Origin of the sequence: Paenibacillus zeirhizosphaerae, assembly GCF_030705605.1 — a bacterium.
Classification (GTDB): Bacteria; Bacillota; Bacilli; order Paenibacillales; family Paenibacillaceae; genus Paenibacillus; species Paenibacillus zeirhizosphaerae.
The window spans coordinates 590,950-605,783 of sequence record NZ_JAPCKK010000016.1 but is presented as its reverse complement, the minus strand read 5'-3'; the positions used below and the strand labels follow the sequence as shown (position 1 = coordinate 605,783).

Annotated in this window: 15 protein-coding genes; 9 read left to right on the top strand and 6 right to left on the bottom strand. The window is 48.7% G+C overall.

Going from position 1 to position 14,834, the window contains the following annotated elements:
• Nucleotides 1-20 precede the first annotated feature (20 nt).
• Together yicI and OIN60_RS12565 are read left to right on the top strand one after the other, a co-directional pair.
• A complete protein-coding gene (yicI, locus tag OIN60_RS12570; RefSeq protein ID WP_305755198.1) occupies nucleotides 21-2,339 on the top strand; it encodes an alpha-xylosidase in 2,319 nt (772 codons plus the stop codon).
• Between the two features lie 235 nt (nucleotides 2,340-2,574).
• Nucleotides 2,575-3,690, top strand: coding sequence for an RNA-guided endonuclease InsQ/TnpB family protein (locus OIN60_RS12565; protein ID WP_305755197.1), 1,116 nt, complete (start codon nucleotides 2,575-2,577; stop codon nucleotides 3,688-3,690).
• A gap of 203 nt (nucleotides 3,691-3,893) precedes the next feature.
• On the opposite strand, the gene OIN60_RS12560 is transcribed toward OIN60_RS12565, so the two are convergent.
• Nucleotides 3,894-4,421 (bottom strand): TetR/AcrR family transcriptional regulator, encoded by a 528-nt coding sequence (locus OIN60_RS12560; RefSeq protein ID WP_305755196.1) that lies wholly within the window; start codon nucleotides 4,419-4,421, stop codon nucleotides 3,894-3,896.
• 207 nt (nucleotides 4,422-4,628) lie between these two features.
• On the bottom strand, nucleotides 4,629-5,372 hold the full coding sequence (locus OIN60_RS12555) for an SDR family oxidoreductase (protein ID WP_305755195.1): 744 nt from the start codon (nucleotides 5,370-5,372) through the stop codon (nucleotides 4,629-4,631).
• 202 nt (nucleotides 5,373-5,574) lie between these two features.
• Here OIN60_RS12555 and OIN60_RS12550 point away from each other — a divergent pair, with 202 nt between their 5' ends.
• On the top strand, nucleotides 5,575-6,420 hold the full coding sequence (locus OIN60_RS12550; RefSeq protein WP_305755194.1) for a helix-turn-helix transcriptional regulator: 846 nt from the start codon (nucleotides 5,575-5,577) through the stop codon (nucleotides 6,418-6,420).
• A gap of 122 nt (nucleotides 6,421-6,542) precedes the next feature.
• Here OIN60_RS12550 and fsa read toward each other — a convergent pair whose 3' ends face one another.
• Nucleotides 6,543-7,193 carry a fructose-6-phosphate aldolase gene (fsa, locus tag OIN60_RS12545; RefSeq protein WP_305755193.1) on the bottom strand — a complete coding sequence of 217 codons (651 nt, stop codon included), beginning with the start codon at nucleotides 7,191-7,193 and terminating at the stop codon, nucleotides 6,543-6,545.
• 218 nt (nucleotides 7,194-7,411) lie between these two features.
• Between fsa and OIN60_RS12540 the strand changes: the two genes are divergently transcribed.
• A complete protein-coding gene (locus tag OIN60_RS12540; protein WP_305755192.1) occupies nucleotides 7,412-8,125 on the top strand; it encodes a TraX family protein in 714 nt (237 codons plus the stop codon).
• A 62-nt stretch (nucleotides 8,126-8,187) separates the two neighbouring features.
• Here the strand turns inward: OIN60_RS12540 and OIN60_RS12535 are convergent, their stop codons facing one another.
• On the bottom strand, nucleotides 8,188-9,660 hold the full coding sequence (locus OIN60_RS12535; protein ID WP_370872474.1) for a HAMP domain-containing protein: 1,473 nt from the start codon (nucleotides 9,658-9,660) through the stop codon (nucleotides 8,188-8,190).
• A gap of 235 nt (nucleotides 9,661-9,895) precedes the next feature.
• Here OIN60_RS12535 and rpiA point away from each other — a divergent pair, with 235 nt between their 5' ends.
• The 5 genes from rpiA (at nucleotide 9,896) to OIN60_RS12510 (ending at nucleotide 12,772) form a co-directional block, all read left to right on the top strand.
• The gene (rpiA, locus tag OIN60_RS12530; protein WP_305755190.1) at nucleotides 9,896-10,564 is read left to right on the top strand and encodes a ribose-5-phosphate isomerase RpiA; all 669 of its coding nucleotides are present in this window, start codon (nucleotides 9,896-9,898) and stop codon (nucleotides 10,562-10,564) included.
• Nucleotides 10,565-10,675: 111 nt separating this feature from the next.
• The gene (locus OIN60_RS12525; RefSeq protein WP_305755189.1) at nucleotides 10,676-11,125 is read left to right on the top strand and encodes a MarR family winged helix-turn-helix transcriptional regulator; all 450 of its coding nucleotides are present in this window, start codon (nucleotides 10,676-10,678) and stop codon (nucleotides 11,123-11,125) included.
• 145 nt (nucleotides 11,126-11,270) lie between these two features.
• Nucleotides 11,271-11,597, top strand: coding sequence for a nucleotidyltransferase family protein (locus OIN60_RS12520; RefSeq protein ID WP_305755188.1), 327 nt, complete (start codon nucleotides 11,271-11,273; stop codon nucleotides 11,595-11,597).
• Between the two features lie 37 nt (nucleotides 11,598-11,634).
• Entirely contained in the window at nucleotides 11,635-12,063 is a 429-nt protein-coding gene (locus tag OIN60_RS12515) for a GNAT family N-acetyltransferase (RefSeq protein ID WP_305755187.1), read from the top strand.
• Between the two features lie 91 nt (nucleotides 12,064-12,154).
• The gene (locus OIN60_RS12510) at nucleotides 12,155-12,772 is read left to right on the top strand and encodes a GDSL-type esterase/lipase family protein (protein WP_305755545.1); all 618 of its coding nucleotides are present in this window, start codon (nucleotides 12,155-12,157) and stop codon (nucleotides 12,770-12,772) included.
• 77 nt (nucleotides 12,773-12,849) lie between these two features.
• Here the strand turns inward: OIN60_RS12510 and OIN60_RS12505 are convergent, their stop codons facing one another.
• On the bottom strand, nucleotides 12,850-13,524 hold the full coding sequence (locus OIN60_RS12505; protein ID WP_305755186.1) for a tetratricopeptide repeat protein: 675 nt from the start codon (nucleotides 13,522-13,524) through the stop codon (nucleotides 12,850-12,852).
• 100 nt (nucleotides 13,525-13,624) lie between these two features.
• On the bottom strand, nucleotides 13,625-14,833 hold the full coding sequence (locus OIN60_RS12500) for an MFS transporter (RefSeq protein WP_305755185.1): 1,209 nt from the start codon (nucleotides 14,831-14,833) through the stop codon (nucleotides 13,625-13,627).
• Nucleotide 14,834 lies beyond the last annotated feature (1 nt).

Sequence of the window (14,834 nt, the reverse complement as noted above, 5' to 3'; positions counted from 1 at the left end):
TGTCGAGGAGGAAGCAAGGGATGAAATTTACAGACGGTTACTGGATGGTCCGCAAGGGCTATGAAATTCAGAACCCGGCGGATGTCCGGGATATTGTGACAGACGGTTCTTCCATGACGGTATATGCCGCCACCAAACGGATCGAGCGAAAAGGAGATACCCTGAACGGGATGCTCTTGAAAGCGACGTATAGCTCACCGATGCCGGATGTCATTCGTGTCACATTCAATCATCACAAAGGGCGGGTGAGAAAAGGACCCGAGTTTGAAATAGCGTCACTAGCTACGGATGTACAAATTTCCGAGCAGGAGGAAGCGGTTGTTCTGCAAAGCGGCAAGCTCAGCGTCACGGTCGGACGGGGACAGGGCTGGAATGTTGGCTTTCACTATGATGGCACCCGGCTGACCGGCAGCGGCCATCGTGGCCCCGGGTATATCAAGGCTCCCAACGAACAAGGGTACTTCAGGGAGCAGCTTGAGCTCGGGATCGGCGAATACGTCTACGGCCTGGGTGAACGCTTTACACCGTTTGTAAAAAACGGGCAGGTCGTGGATATCTGGAATGAAGACGGGGGAACGAGCAGTGAACAGGCGTATAAAAATGTTCCGTTCTACTTGTCGAGCAAAGGATACGGCGTGTTCGTCAATCATCCGGAGCGCGTCTCCTACGAGATCGCTTCAGAGAACGTATCTAAAGTACAATTTAGCGTGGAAGGTGAAACGCTTGATTACTTCATTATTGGCGGTAACAATCCGAAGGAAGTGCTGGACAACTATACCAAGCTGACCGGCAAGCCTGCTCTTCCACCTGCATGGACGTTTGGCCTGTGGCTGACGACCTCCTTTACAACCGATTATGATGAAGCGACGGTGAACCATTTTGTGGACGGTATGGCTGAGCGTGACCTGCCCTTGTCCGTCTTTCACTTCGATTGCTTCTGGATGAAGGAATATCAGTGGTGCGATTTTCAGTGGGATAAAGATATGTTTCCCGATCCGGAGGGCATGCTGCGCCGCTTGAAAGAAAAAGGTCTTAAAATTTGCGCCTGGATCAATCCGTATATCGCGGAAAAATCGATCCTGTTTGATGAAGGTATGGAGAACGGGTATCTGGTAAAAACAGCCGACGGCAGCGTGTGGCAGTGGGATATGTGGCAGGCGGGCATGGGACTTGTCGATTTCACGAACCCGGATGCCGTGGCCTGGTACCAGGGTAAGCTGGCAGCGCTGATTGATCAGGGTGTGGATTGCTTCAAAACCGATTTCGGCGAGCGTATTCCGACCAATGTCGTATATTATGACGGTTCAGATCCTTATAAAATGCATAACTATTATACTCATTTATACAATAAGGCTGTTTTTGAACTGCTGGAACAGAAATTGGGCAAAAATGAAGCCGCTCTGTTTGCGCGTTCCGCTACAGCCGGCGGACAGCAGTTTCCGATTCACTGGGGCGGAGACTGCTCCTCCACTTATGAATCCATGGCGGAATCACTGCGCGGGGGGCTTTCGCTCGGCCTAAGCGGATTCGGGTTCTGGAGTCATGATATCAGCGGCTTTGAAAATACGGCAACACCTGATGTATACAAGCGGTGGGTGCAATTCGGCTTATTGTCCTCCCACAGCAGATTGCACGGCAATGTGTCTTATCGCGTGCCTTGGCTCTTTGATGAGGAGGCAGTTGATGTCGTGCGTACATTTACCAAGCTGAAATGCTCTTTGATGCCTTATCTGTTCGGTTCGGCCGTTGAAGCCTCCGTGCGCGGATTGCCTATGATGAGGGCAATGCTGCTGGAATTCCCGGACGATCCAACGACACATGCGCTTGACCGCCAGTATATGTTCGGCGACTCTTTGCTTGTCGCTCCGATCTTCAACGCCGAGGGCAGTGTACAGTATTACCTGCCGGAAGGCCGCTGGACGAATCTGCTTACAGGGGAAGTCCTGGAAGGCGGACGCTGGCGCAAAGAAAACCACAGCTTTATGACCCTGCCGTTGATGGTGAAGCCGAACAGTCTGATTGCAATCGGGCGTGAGGACAGCCGTCCGGATTACGATTATGCTGAGGGTGTGCAGCTTCATCTGTTCGAGCTCGAGGACGGGGCTTCAGTAACAAGCGTTGTGTGCAGTACCGCAGGGGAGCAGGAATTGACTGTATCCGTCAAACGTGAAGGCGGAATGCTGTCCGTCGTGTCTGAAGGAGCAGGGAAGCCATGGATCCTCGTACTGCGTGGAATCAACGAACTGTCCGGCATAAACGGGGGAAGCAGTGAGCAGGGGGGCCAAGGCGTTGTCATCACGCCGACCGATGCACTGGGAACGATGAGGATCACTCTTTAATCTAAATGAATTGAAATGGCCTTCCTGTTATGATCAATAACTTGGGGACGGCCATTTCATCACCGCGCATGGAGACACGCGACTTAAGTCGTGTGAGGAATTGCGCTCGGCATAAGGGCTGCCATCGGCAGCTCGAAAGCCGAAAGGTCCATGCTTTCTCCTTCCGCCATGAAGATTTAACCATTTCCCACTGAATCCTATGGTATATTTAATGCAGTGAGAAGAGGTGAATCGAATGTCTACTATTACAGCAAAAATCCAAATTAATGTCCCGCATGAGCATACAGAAATGCTCACCAAGACCATCCAAACCTATCGTGAAGCATGTAATTATCTTTCCGTCATTGTATTTCAAACCAAAGAATTACGTCAGCGTGCACTCCATGACTTGTATTATCGAGAGCTGCGAAGTCGTTTTGGTTTGAAAAGTCAAATGGCGCAATCAGTGATCAGAACGGTCATCGCCCGCTATAGCTCTGCCCGATCCAACGGGCACGATTGGAGTTTGGTCAAATTCAAACGACCTGAATATGATCTGGTATGGCATCGAGATTACTCTTTGAACGATGATCGGTTTAGCGTAAATACGCTGGACGGACGAGTGAAGCTTTGTTACAAAAGAAAAGGAATGCAACACTTCTTTGATGGCACATGGAAATGGGGCACGGCCAAGCTCGTGTGTAAACACAAGAAGTGGTTTTTGCATATTTCCATGACCAAAGAGTTTCCTGAATTGGATCTTACAAAGGTCGATCACATGGTAGGAATTGATTTGGGAATCAACTTTCTCGCCACCACCTACGACACTCAAAACCAGACGACGTTTTATCCTGGACGAACCATGAAACACAAACGAGGCCAGTATAAAGTCTTACGCAAACAACTTCAGATGAGACAAACCTCATCCGCTCGCAAACGACTCAAGGAAATCGGTTCAAGAGAAAACCGTTATGTTACCGATGTCAACCATCAGATAACCAAGGCACTCGTTGAAACGTATCCGAAAGGGACTTTGTTTGTGATCGAAAATTTAAAAGGTGTTCGTTCCGCCACGGAAAAAGTATGTGTTCACCATCGGTATGTGTCGGTTTCCTGGGCATTTCACCAATTCCGTGAGATGTTGGAGTATAAGGCTCAACTGAATGGACAGGGCGTCATCGCAGTAGACCCTAAATACACGTCTCAAACCTGCCCGAAATGCGGACATATCGAACGAGCGAATCGAAACAAAAAGATGCACACCTTTGAATGCCAAACCTGTCACTATCGTTCTAATGATGACCGAATTGGAGCTATGAATCTGTACCGCAAAGGAATCGAGTACATCGGTACAGGTACAATAGGAGTATAACTCTTGTTGTAGGGGCGAGGTCGACCGTCCTGATGTTCCAACACGCTAAGGTAGGAGCACCGTGAGGTGCGTTTGCACTACCGGTTAGGAATAAGCCTAAAAGGCTTGTGCGAAGCGCAAGCACTGTCTACGAAGTAGGCAGAGACAGGCTCGTGACTTGAGTCATGAGTTGTTGACATTGGAGTAGACATAGACGATTGGCTTCAATCGTCTATGTTCATCAACTCCGGGATATCCAGCGACATGGAAATGTTGCAAAGCATGCCTCTTGCGAGAAAAAGCATTGTTCTTTCAGCAGCTCTAGGGATACCAGCTTCGAGGAAAGCATGATGTACGATTTGTCTGCTCTTGCTGAATCCTTCGCGCATGATCTCGATAATCGAGGCATCCATAATCGTCTGTGCTTGCATTTGCAGCAGGACTTCATTACGGTGTTCGTACATAATCCGCGCATAGGCTGAGATCAGTTCTTCCTCAAGACGATCAGATGGAGTCGTGCTCACCACATGGGTAAAAGAATCTGTAATGCGCATCCAGGAAACCTTCAACGCTTCACGCAGCAGCTCTTCCTTCGTGGCAAAGAATTTGAAGATATAGGGCTGAGAGATATTTGCCCGCTCTGCCACTTTAGCTGTGGTTGCCCTGTAATACCCCAATTCCGCGAAAACCTCAATGGCAGCAGAAACAATTTCGGTTTGTCGGCTGACTGAAATGGCTGAATCTTTTGGCATAGGCTGTAGCTTCCTTATCTTTAGGACATTTGTGATCAATCAATCACTAACCATAATATACATGCCTTCAAGACAAAATGCAATAGTCATGCTGAGATAATTGAATACGATAATAAACAAAAGATGCAGTAGGCCTGAGTAATTCAGGACCCACTGCATTTTCACCGTTCAGTTATATTGCCGCAACATTGCTCGTATCCAATTTTTTTACCAAGGGAGAGGTCCGTTTTCGTCAAAGAATCCGCCTGTAGGACCGTCTTTAGGAAGTGTTGCCAGCTGCACCACAACATTCGTAGCTTGTTCAACCGTGCGGATGCCAGTAAAACCGTTCAGATCTGTAGCTGTAAAGCCTGGATCGGCAGAGTTTACTTTGATGTTGGTATCCTTCAATTCATAAGCGAAATGAACGGTAAGCGCATTAACTGCTGTTTTCGAAGCATTGTACACCAATATTTTGTGATCGTAATATTCGAAGGCTGGATCACTCTGCAAGGTAAGCGACCCCAGTCCGCTGGACAGGTTCACAATACGTCCGGCTTCAGATTTGCGCAGCAGAGGCAGCATCGTTTTCATCATGGCAAACACCCCGAAGACGTTGAGTTCAAATGTCCCTTTCAGTGCTTCAAGTGGGGTTGTGGAAGGAACTACGATCTCTTCAAACTTCCCGACACCACCGCCTGCATTATTGATCAAAACATCAAGTTTGCCATACTGCTCGTCAATCTTTTGGGCTGCTGCATCTATGGTTGCCTGGTCCGTAACATCCACTTCAATAAAAGAGGCGTTAATTCCTTCGGCGCGCAGTTTTGCTTCCGCCTCAGTGCCTCTTTCCATATTTCTTGCTCCGACGAATATCGTATGGCCTTGTAAACCGAGCTGACGTGCCGTTTCGAATCCAATCCCCTTATTTGCTCCTGTAATCAGGATAACTTTCTGTTCCTGTACTGACATTATGATTCCTCCCAATAAATTGATGTGAATTGTGCTTACATATCAGCTAAGGCAGAGGCCCCAGCGCATTGAAATTTTTGACTTGCTGTTATAGGCACATCTATAAGGTATAATAGTTAGTAATTGTTAACGAGGGGCACGTTTATCCTAGGAGAAAAACTCCCATAATCTTTTAGATAAGCTATAGAGAGGGCTGAACGATTTGTTAAAAGTAGACCGCCGCCAAGAATTGGCGCAGTTTCTGCGGAGCCGCCGGGAACGTATTTCACCACAGCATGCGGGAATTATGGAGGGAGGGAGGCGGCGTACCCCGGGTCTGCGGCGTTCAGAAGTCGCGATGCTGGCCGGAATGAGCCAGGATTGGTACACCTATCTGGAGCAGGGCAGGGATATTCAAGTATCCTCCGAAGTTTTGGAAAGCCTGGCCCGTGTTCTTCAATTAAATACCAACGAGCGAAAGCACTTGTTTTTGCTTGCTCATAGACATTTTCCGGTAGAAGAAAAATCCTCTGAAGTACGAATAAGCGCCACACTCCAGCATTTTCTCGACCAAATGGAGATCCATCCGGCCAGCGTAATTGATGCCAGATTAAATATTGTCGGATGGAATAATGCCTTCCGCTCCGTTTACGGCAATTACGATGAACTCTCTGAGCGGGAACGGAATCTGGTATGGATTACGTTTACCTCGGATTATTTCCGCCAGATCAAGGGAGAGCATTGGGAGGAAGCTGCGCTTCGTTGTCTGGCCCAATTTCGTGCCGGGTACGGTCGTTTTGTAGAGGATCCGTGGTGGTCCCAGCAAATTGCGGAATTGTCCGCCATCAGTGAAGAATTCAAAGCAATGTGGCAGCGTCAGGAAGTGATCTATGCACCAGAAGGACTAAAGCAGTTGGATCATCCGGTTGCAGGTGAGCTGACTTTTCATAATTTATCGTTTACAGCGAATGAATCACCCGAATTGCAGGTTGTCATTAATATGCCCTTTGAGGGAACAGATACGGCAGAGAAGGTGCGACAACTTTTGGCAACAGGGAATTTTGCCTGAATCTCCGGTGAAATAGACGGAAGCCTGGCCAACAAATACGCCGTGTTTATGATTTTGTCAAAGGGAAAAAGGATTACAAATGCAAAACAGGCTGCACCGGAATGCAGCCTGTTGATTAACGTTTATTTTGTTTGGGGTACTTTCTCCCAGTCCTTCAGGAAGCGTTCAATACCACTGTCTGTAAGCGGGTGCTTCCAGAGTGAAGGAAGAAGGGAGCCCGGAATGGTTGCGATATGTGCCCCAGCCAGGGCAGCGTCCTCTACGTGCTTAATATTGCGGATGGAAGCGGCAATAATTTCGGATTTGAGATCATGGAAGTCGAGAATTTGTCTTAGATCACGAATCAGTTGCATACCGTCCACGGCAATGTCATCCAAGCGTCCGACAAATGGGCTGATGAAGGTAGCACCGGCTTTGGCGGCCATCAAGCCCTGGGCGGCGGAAAAGATGAGTGTGACGTTGGTCTTGATGCCGTTTTTGCTCAGCTCATTGCAGGCATACAGACCGTCCTCGGTCATCGGCAGCTTGATGACAACGTTGGAAGCCCATTTTGCGATATCATAAGCTTCTTCCAGCATCTCTTCCGCCTTAAGTCCGATAACCTCAGCGCTTACAGGCCCTTTGACGATGTCGCAAATTTCCAGAATGACTTCCTTGAAAATTCTGCCTTCCTTGGCAATTAGGGAAGGGTTGGTGGTTACGCCGTCAACAAGCCCCAGACGTTCAATGCGTTTGATTTCTTCAATATTACCGGTATCTAAGAAAAACTTCATACGAGAACTCCTCCTCAGTTTTATAATTCAGCTTAGATTTTGCAAAATGAACGGAAAACAACCTTCACTCTGCAAAATTTTCTGAATAATAGCATTGCACTAGCCTAAAAAGTATAATTAGTATGTACCTCAAGAGATCGACAACGTTATATTACCCATTTGGACAAGAAGGTAATCACTACCAGATCAACGAATAAGGAAATGGGAGGCAAGGGCTATTGCACTGGATCGCGATGATTACGATGCTGATTGACCATGTTGGAGCCGTGTTTTACCCGAATGAACTCGCTCCTTGGCGAATTATAGGAAGGATCGCCTTTCCCATATATACTTTTGCCCTGTACCTGGGATTCCTGCATACACGGAATATGAAGCGCTACATGCTTCGTTTATTTGTGCTGGCTGTACTGTCACAGTTGCCTTTTATGCTTGCCTTTGAAACCGTCGGTCTAAACGTCATTTTTACACTGCTGATCTCTCTGCTGGCTCTGGTCGGTGCCGACAAACTGAAGAAGTTGGCTTTGGTTATTCCTTTTTATATGATTGTGGGGGCCTTCATGGAATGGTCCAATATGGATTACGGAGCATACGGACTGGGGCTTGTACTGATATTCCGCTATACGCGAGGGGGCTGGATGGTTGTCAGCCATTTAATGTTGAATCTTCTGTATGAATTGTGGAATTACCGTTATATCGGATATATGTATTATCGGCCATTTACTGTGGTTCAACATTACAGCCTTATTTCTACAGTTGTCATCAGCCTGTTTCAGTCCAATCCTGCAGTGTTTCGCCGGATGGTTCCGCGCTGGCTGTGGATCAGCTTTTACCCGGTTCATCTGGCCGTCATTGCCCTTGTATTTATGGATCAGGCTGGCTTTGAAACTGTTTTGCAGAACATTGTTCAGGATTACTATTTAGAATTCAAATAAAAATAAAGCCAAGCTGCACAAATACCTTCCTGCGTAACTGCCGGAAGGTATTTGCATATTGTTTATGTTTTGGATGGAGGCTCTTCGGCTACCATGAAATAAGAGGTGAGTTTCTGTAGCTCTTGAGCCATTACGCTCAGCTTATTAGATGAGTTGGTGATTGCAGTTATGGATGCCCACTGCCTTTCCACGGATTGGGAGATTTGGCCGCTGCTACTTGCTGTTTTGGTAATCATGGCGGACAGATGATCGGAAGTTGCTTTCATTTCCTGGATACCTGCTGAAATTTCGACCGTTGCCGCCCGCATATGCTGTACCTGCCCAGCGACCTCATCGACGGCCTGCTGCATTTCCATAAATACGTCAGCCGCCTTTTGTACGATGAGTGATGAATCGGTTTCCGGATGCATTCGCTCTGTCATATGACGAACCATTTCAATACCTTCTTTAGACCGCTGCCGCAGCAGCTCCGTTTCTTTTGCCAGGGTGGTGGAGCATTCTGATACGGACTGCAGAACAGCAGCCACTTCTGACATGGAGAGCGTGCTTACCGTGGTTGCCTTGGCCTGCATGCGTATATTTTCCGCAATTTCATTCACATTCAGATCGATAATATTAGCGTTGCTGCTGTTTAGCTCACAGATCGCGAGCAGATCCTTGGCGGAATTGCTCACTGCATCTGTCGTATGCTTCACCTTGACCATGATGTCGTTTATTTTGCAGACCATATGATTGAAGCTTTCATTCACCTGGCCAAGATCGTCACTCCCGGCTTGAATGCGGATGTCCAGCCTGCCCTGGCTAACTTCTTCAATACCGGAGATCAGGGCTTTAATGGGAGCAAGGGTTCCTTTGACGACAAGATATTGCAGCAGTAGACAAATAACAAGGAAGCCAGCAAGAGTAAGTAAATCATGAATCAGCAGCTTTTGCAGCCCGGCATGGATCGCGCTGGCATCGGCGTCGACAGCGAAATAGGCGAACTTCTTGTTCGTTTCATCCATGATCGGATAAATGATGGTGGTGAACTCGCCAAAGTCGTCTTTATAAATGTCGGTGAATCCAGGCTGACCTGTATCCAGCATTTTTCCCAGAGCCACTGCCACCTCGGGCGGCTGCTGGTACATATCGCCTACCCTCAGCTTCCAATTCTGCCCGAATTCCTTTCTCAAGGAGGTGGGCATGGCTACAATGGAGGTATCGAGACGGTTTATTCCACCAAGCTCCGTACCGAAAATGTAAGCATACTTTATGTTGGGATTATGCTTCGAGACGGCATCCAAATAGGCGCGCAGCCTTGTCTGGGTCGGCCCATTATAGCTTCGTTCCTCCACGGCCTTCCGGACAAGCTCGGAATCCAGTCCTTTATACCATTCTGCCGTGGTTCTTTCGATCTGATTGTGCAGTTGGTCGGTAAGAATGCTCCGCTGATTAAAGTAGCTTGAGCTTATGAGAGCTGTACCGATCAGGATAATATTCATGAATGACAACAACAGGTTTTTATTGAAAAAAGATAGTGTGCTCCATTTTAACAAAAAATTCACTCCCAAAGTTGCGATAAATCGACACAGGCTGACAATTGTATTTTAATCGATAATCATTAAAAACATCAATCAAATGGTGGATAATTCTATGAAACACGCTATAATTAGCCTCAAATCAATAAGATAGGCGGAAAAGCGGTTACAAGTTGAGCTTTAACTACTGTCAAGGATAATATAAACTAATCTACAGTATGATTGTACTGAATAAGCTCGGGAGTTGATATCAATGAATTTAAAGAAAGCGGCTGCGGAAAAAGCGGTGGAAGCAATCAAGGATGGAATGTGTATCGGGCTTGGGACAGGCTCCACAGCCTATTGGGCGATACAGAAAATTGGAGAGCGGGTTAGGGAGGGCTTGAAAATTGAAGCCGTAGCGACATCTGTCGCTTCGGAAGAGCTGGCTGTTCAGCTCGGCATTCCCATTGTTCCCTTTGAAAATATAACAAGACTGGATATCACGATTGATGGAGCCGATGAAGTCAATCCTGAACTGCATTTGATCAAAGGCGGCGGCGGAGCACTGCTGCGCGAGAAAATTGTTGCGGCGAACACGAATTATTTTATCGTGGTCGCTGATGAAAGTAAGGCGGTGGATACGCTGGGCAGCTTTGCGCTCCCGGTGGAGGTGGTGCCTTTTGCAAGCGAATGGACGAAAAGAAGGCTGGAAGCTTCCTGTCCTGACGTGCAGTGGCGGCTGAAAGACGGTGTGAGGTACATAACCGATAACGGCAACTATATCGCCGATTGCCGCTATGGAGAGATCCGCGACCCCGCTGCACTGGAAGCGATGCTGAACGGCATCCCCGGTGTGGTGGATAACGGCTTGTTCGTCGGAATGGCGGATCAAGTCATTATAGCCAAGTCCGACGGTGAATTGGATACCCGCGTGAAATGAGAAGCCGCAGTCCCCGAATAGAGGCTGTACTTCTCAACACAGTAAACTTGACATCTCCATGCAATTGCGATATCTTTGAATAAAGGTAATTGTTATGGAGGCTTTTTGAATATGTCTAAAACTCTTGATGAACATGAACTTGCCCTTAATTTATTTGTAGTGCTGGCCCGGGCCTATAACTCGGTCACTGCCCGCTCTAACCGGGATATTCACAGCCATGACTTGAACACGACCGAGTTCGGCGTGCTGGACCTGCTCTATCACCGGGGACCACAGCCTTTGCAGAAGATCGGTGAGAAAGTTCTGATTTCCAGTGGAAATATAACGTATGTTGTGGATAAGCTGCAAAAGAAACAACTATTAAAACGCCGTGCCTCCCAGGATGACCGCCGTGTTATTTTTGCGGAGTTAACAGAAGAGGGAAGACATTTTTTTGAGCGGATTTTCCCGCAGCACAAGCAGGTCATTATTGAGGCTGTTAGCGGCCTTTCAGCAGAGGAGAAGGTGCAGGCTGTCGCTTTGTTGAAAAAGCTGGGTCTTACGGCTGAGGGTTCTCTTTAATTTGCGATACAATTTCTGTACCGGTTGGCTAGCCGGTACTTTTTTTGCCGGTTATATTCAGCGCCTTTTTTGATTTGAGGGGGAATGAACATGAAGCACGAGGAGCTTCTGTTTTCTTATATGGATGATCCGCAGGGATCAACACTTGGAGCAGTTGCTGAACCGGGATCAGATCAACCGCCATTGGTCGGTTAAAAACCAGGCCCATATGCATGAACGCAATGGCGATCCTCCTTATGCTTCCGTAGAGGATGCCATGCGGTACTGGCCCGAGACGGCGACAGCAGTGGGCATATATATGGACGCTCGGGATGCCTTGCATATCGTTGCGCCATTCGGTCTTGACGATCTGTTTGAGATGAAGGTCAGGAAAAGTCCATATTTCCGGAATACGACCGCGTTCCGTGTGCGTGTATTTCAAAAGGAATGGCTCGACACCTGGCCGCTGCTAATTATGGATGAGCAGGGATGAATGAACTATGGAGCACCATGAAAGGGGTTAAAGACGAATGCTGAAAAATATCAAGTCTGAAACGAATCGGCCCGAAGTGCGCGAACTGCTCGGTTATGCCGACGTTGCGGGTAGGGAAGATGAAGAAGGACTCATCAACCGTTACAAGACGGACGACCGTCTGCATTTGTACGGTTATGAGGATGACGGGCTTATTGTAGGACTGTTGGGGTTTGAGAGCAAGGATCAAGGCGTTACTCATCTGCATCATATTGCGGTGCTGCCGGAGAATCGGCTGAAGGGCTATGGACGGGGTATGCTGCTCCAGCTCATCAAGGATTTTGATCCACGGCAAATTACAGCAGACACGGATGAAGAGGGAGCCCAATTTTTCAGAAATCTCAGCTTTACGGTTTATGGATCAGAGGATCCGGCGACAGGGCTGGAGTATTTCCACTGTGTCTATAACACGGAGGATGAAGAATAAGCATTCACCGTGCCGACTCTCTCTTTCATTTCATAAGGTAGGTTATCGGGAGTGAATACGATGATCCGCCGGCCAGGAGGTGAGAGAGTTGGTGTACCGCTATACGGCCATTGGCGATTCACTTACGGTCGGGACAGGGGCGCCGCCGGGGAAGGGCTTTGCACCGTTATATTTGAGGTCTATTGAGAGATATTCGGGCAGCCGGGTCCTCTATCGGAATTTGGGGGTCAAGGGAATGACCTGCCCTGAGCTGCTTCGAAATATGACAAGTTCCCTTGTCTACAGGAATGCCCTGGCGCAGGCTGATATGATAACGATCTCTATTGGGGGAAACGATCTGATCCGTATAGCCCAATCAACCGGGGGCAAAAATATCGGCCCTGGAATGCTCCAGTTGCAGCAATGCTTGTGTCAAACTCTTGCGGTGTTATACAGCATAAAAGCAAGCAGCCGCGCGCCGTTTCTGATTCGATTCGTCGGCCTTTACAATCCTTTTCCAGAGGTGGCTGAAGCCGCTGTGGGGATTCGCAGCTTTAATGCTTTTCTAAGCTCAATGAACGCACCGTATTTCCGCGTGGCCCATACGTATTCTTCGTTCAAAGGTCGGGAGCGGCAGCTTCTTTCGTCTGACAGGGTGCATCCTAACGGGCGCGGCTACCGCGTAATCGCTGCCCAGCTTGACAAGCTCGGTTTTTATCCGTTGTTCTGATCATGAAAATCCGCAAAAAAAGGAGCCTTTAAGTTCAAAATGAACTTAGGCTCCTTTTTTTCAATTCATAACATTATCTAACCTGTGAGTTTACGGTACCAACTGCGGAGAGCCCATTTGCGTTCGCTTTTGCGTCGGTATTTAGGAAGAGAACGATAAACTGCCAAGGATTGTGCAAAGGCTTCATTGGCCTCGGCTTTCATACTGAGGGAGCGATAGAGCATGCCGGATAAATAATATCCCTCGCTTGAAGAGCTCTGTATGTGCTGGAATTGATCCAGGTAAGTGAGTGCTTTGTTATGATTAGAGCTCTTGAATGCGGAAGCCAGGCGCAGATAGGGCTCACCGTATTGAACACGAGGGTTAAGATCCAGCGCCTGCAGCAGATGGGTTTCGCCTTGCTCCGTATCGTCTCCCATCAGCTCGGCAGTTCCGACAGCGCACCAGTAATCTGCCGATTGCTCGTAACTGGAGCGGATGTCATGAAGCAGCCCGAGCGCTTCGCGATGCTTTTTCCTTTCAAGCAAGCTGCGGGCGAGATCCAAACGAGCAGACACATCATTTGCATTCAAGGCGATCTGCTGCCGGAGTCGGTTCTCATTGCGTCTTCGTTTCCAGGGCCGGGTCAAGCTCGGGAATATCCCGACAAATCGGCGGTCCAGTGCATAAATGATCAGAATTAAAATCAGAATTGCGAGGAATGGATTGCCCACAAGCCATAATAATAGAGAAAACAGGATCAACTTGCTCATTTTTGTGAATTCAGCTCCTCAACCCGGATCGGTAGCGACAATTTACACGCTTCCATATTATAGCACATATCCAGGCTGAGAAAAGGAACACATGCAGGAGTTAGCTGCTTTTATTGAGCAATGCCGATCTATTCGTGCTGCTGTTTCTCCGCTGGATGGCAAACAGTACGATCCCCAGCAGACACAGCGCCCCGCCGAATCCGGCCAGCAGCCAGGCTGACGAGACGGCGCCGCCAATATCCATGCTCCTTCCGGTCCACAGCGGAAGAAGCGCTCCACCGATGCCTCCTGCAGCAATCAGCAGACTTGTAGTCATCTCTTCCGTATCCGGCAGCATCCTGCTGGCAAACACGAGGGCGATGGAGAAAATGCCCGACATCGCAAGTCCAAGCAAAATAATCAGGGCATAAGTGCCAGCCGTCCCGTTCGCAAGCGGAAACATCATAAGCAGCAGTGCCGCTGCGGCTGAACTGAGCACCACATAACGCCCATATCCGTAGCTATCCGCGAGTTTCCCCGAGAACATCCGGCCAGCCGACATCGCAAGCCAGAAACAGGTTACGCTGAGGGCGGCCTGGGCTTCATCCAGCTTCAGTCTCTCAAGCAGCATGGATGGCAGGAAGTTGGCCAGACTCATTTCTGTGCCGACATATAAGAAGAAAAAAAGAATGAACAGGACCAGCAGCGGCAGCATTCGGGTCTTATACTTTACGGTACGAACAGGAGCAGTCGCAGTGCGTGTCTGTCGTTCATTGAGGACCGGATCAAGCTTTCCGAATGATGCCATCAACCAGAATACGGCCATAGCCGCCGCCAGCAGAGCGATGATCGGGAAGGAGAATCTCCACATGCCAAGCAGGATCAGCCAGCCGGCAAGCGCAGGCATAGCCAGAGCCCCGAGACCGAAAAATACCTCAAGACGACTCATCACGGAGCCAGTGCCTTCCTTAACCCCTCCGATGACAATGGTGCCGATTACAGCTTCGACCATGCCGAAGCCGAACCCGGCTGCGGCGCCTATAGGGTATAGCCAGCCCCAGGGTGGAAGCAAAGCGTACAGCATTTGTGCGGCACATAGCAGGAACAGGGCCAGCACCAGGGAGGCTCGTTTCCCGTATCTCGCCGCAAGGGCGGGGGAGATCAGCACACCGACCAGGAAGCCGGCGAACTGGGCAAATATTAGTGTTCCTCCATCGGTATAATCTCTGCCATAATGTGTGAGCAGTACAGGCAGCAGAGAGCCGATAATGACATGGGCAAGACCGATCAGCAGGTAGGAAAATCCGCCGATCCATAACAAACGTTTCAAT

What these genes read in the sequence shown, in the direction of transcription:
- OIN60_RS12515 (WP_305755187.1), top strand. Translation starts at nt 11,635, where the DNA reads ATGCTGAAAAATATCAAGTCTGAAACGAATCGGCCCGAAGTGCGCGAA.
- fsa (WP_305755193.1), bottom strand. Translation starts at nt 7,193, where the DNA reads ATGAAGTTTTTCTTAGATACCGGTAATATTGAAGAAATCAAACGCATT.
- OIN60_RS12525 (WP_305755189.1), top strand. Translation starts at nt 10,676, where the DNA reads ATGTCTAAAACTCTTGATGAACATGAACTTGCCCTTAATTTATTTGTA.
- OIN60_RS12555 (WP_305755195.1), bottom strand. Translation starts at nt 5,372, where the DNA reads ATGTCAGTACAGGAACAGAAAGTTATCCTGATTACAGGAGCAAATAAG.
- OIN60_RS12565 (WP_305755197.1), top strand. Translation starts at nt 2,575, where the DNA reads ATGTCTACTATTACAGCAAAAATCCAAATTAATGTCCCGCATGAGCAT.
- OIN60_RS12505 (WP_305755186.1), bottom strand. Translation starts at nt 13,524, where the DNA reads ATGAGCAAGTTGATCCTGTTTTCTCTATTATTATGGCTTGTGGGCAAT.
- yicI (WP_305755198.1), top strand. Translation starts at nt 21, where the DNA reads ATGAAATTTACAGACGGTTACTGGATGGTCCGCAAGGGCTATGAAATT.
- OIN60_RS12560 (WP_305755196.1), bottom strand. Translation starts at nt 4,421, where the DNA reads ATGCCAAAAGATTCAGCCATTTCAGTCAGCCGACAAACCGAAATTGTT.
- rpiA (WP_305755190.1), top strand. Translation starts at nt 9,896, where the DNA reads ATGAATTTAAAGAAAGCGGCTGCGGAAAAAGCGGTGGAAGCAATCAAG.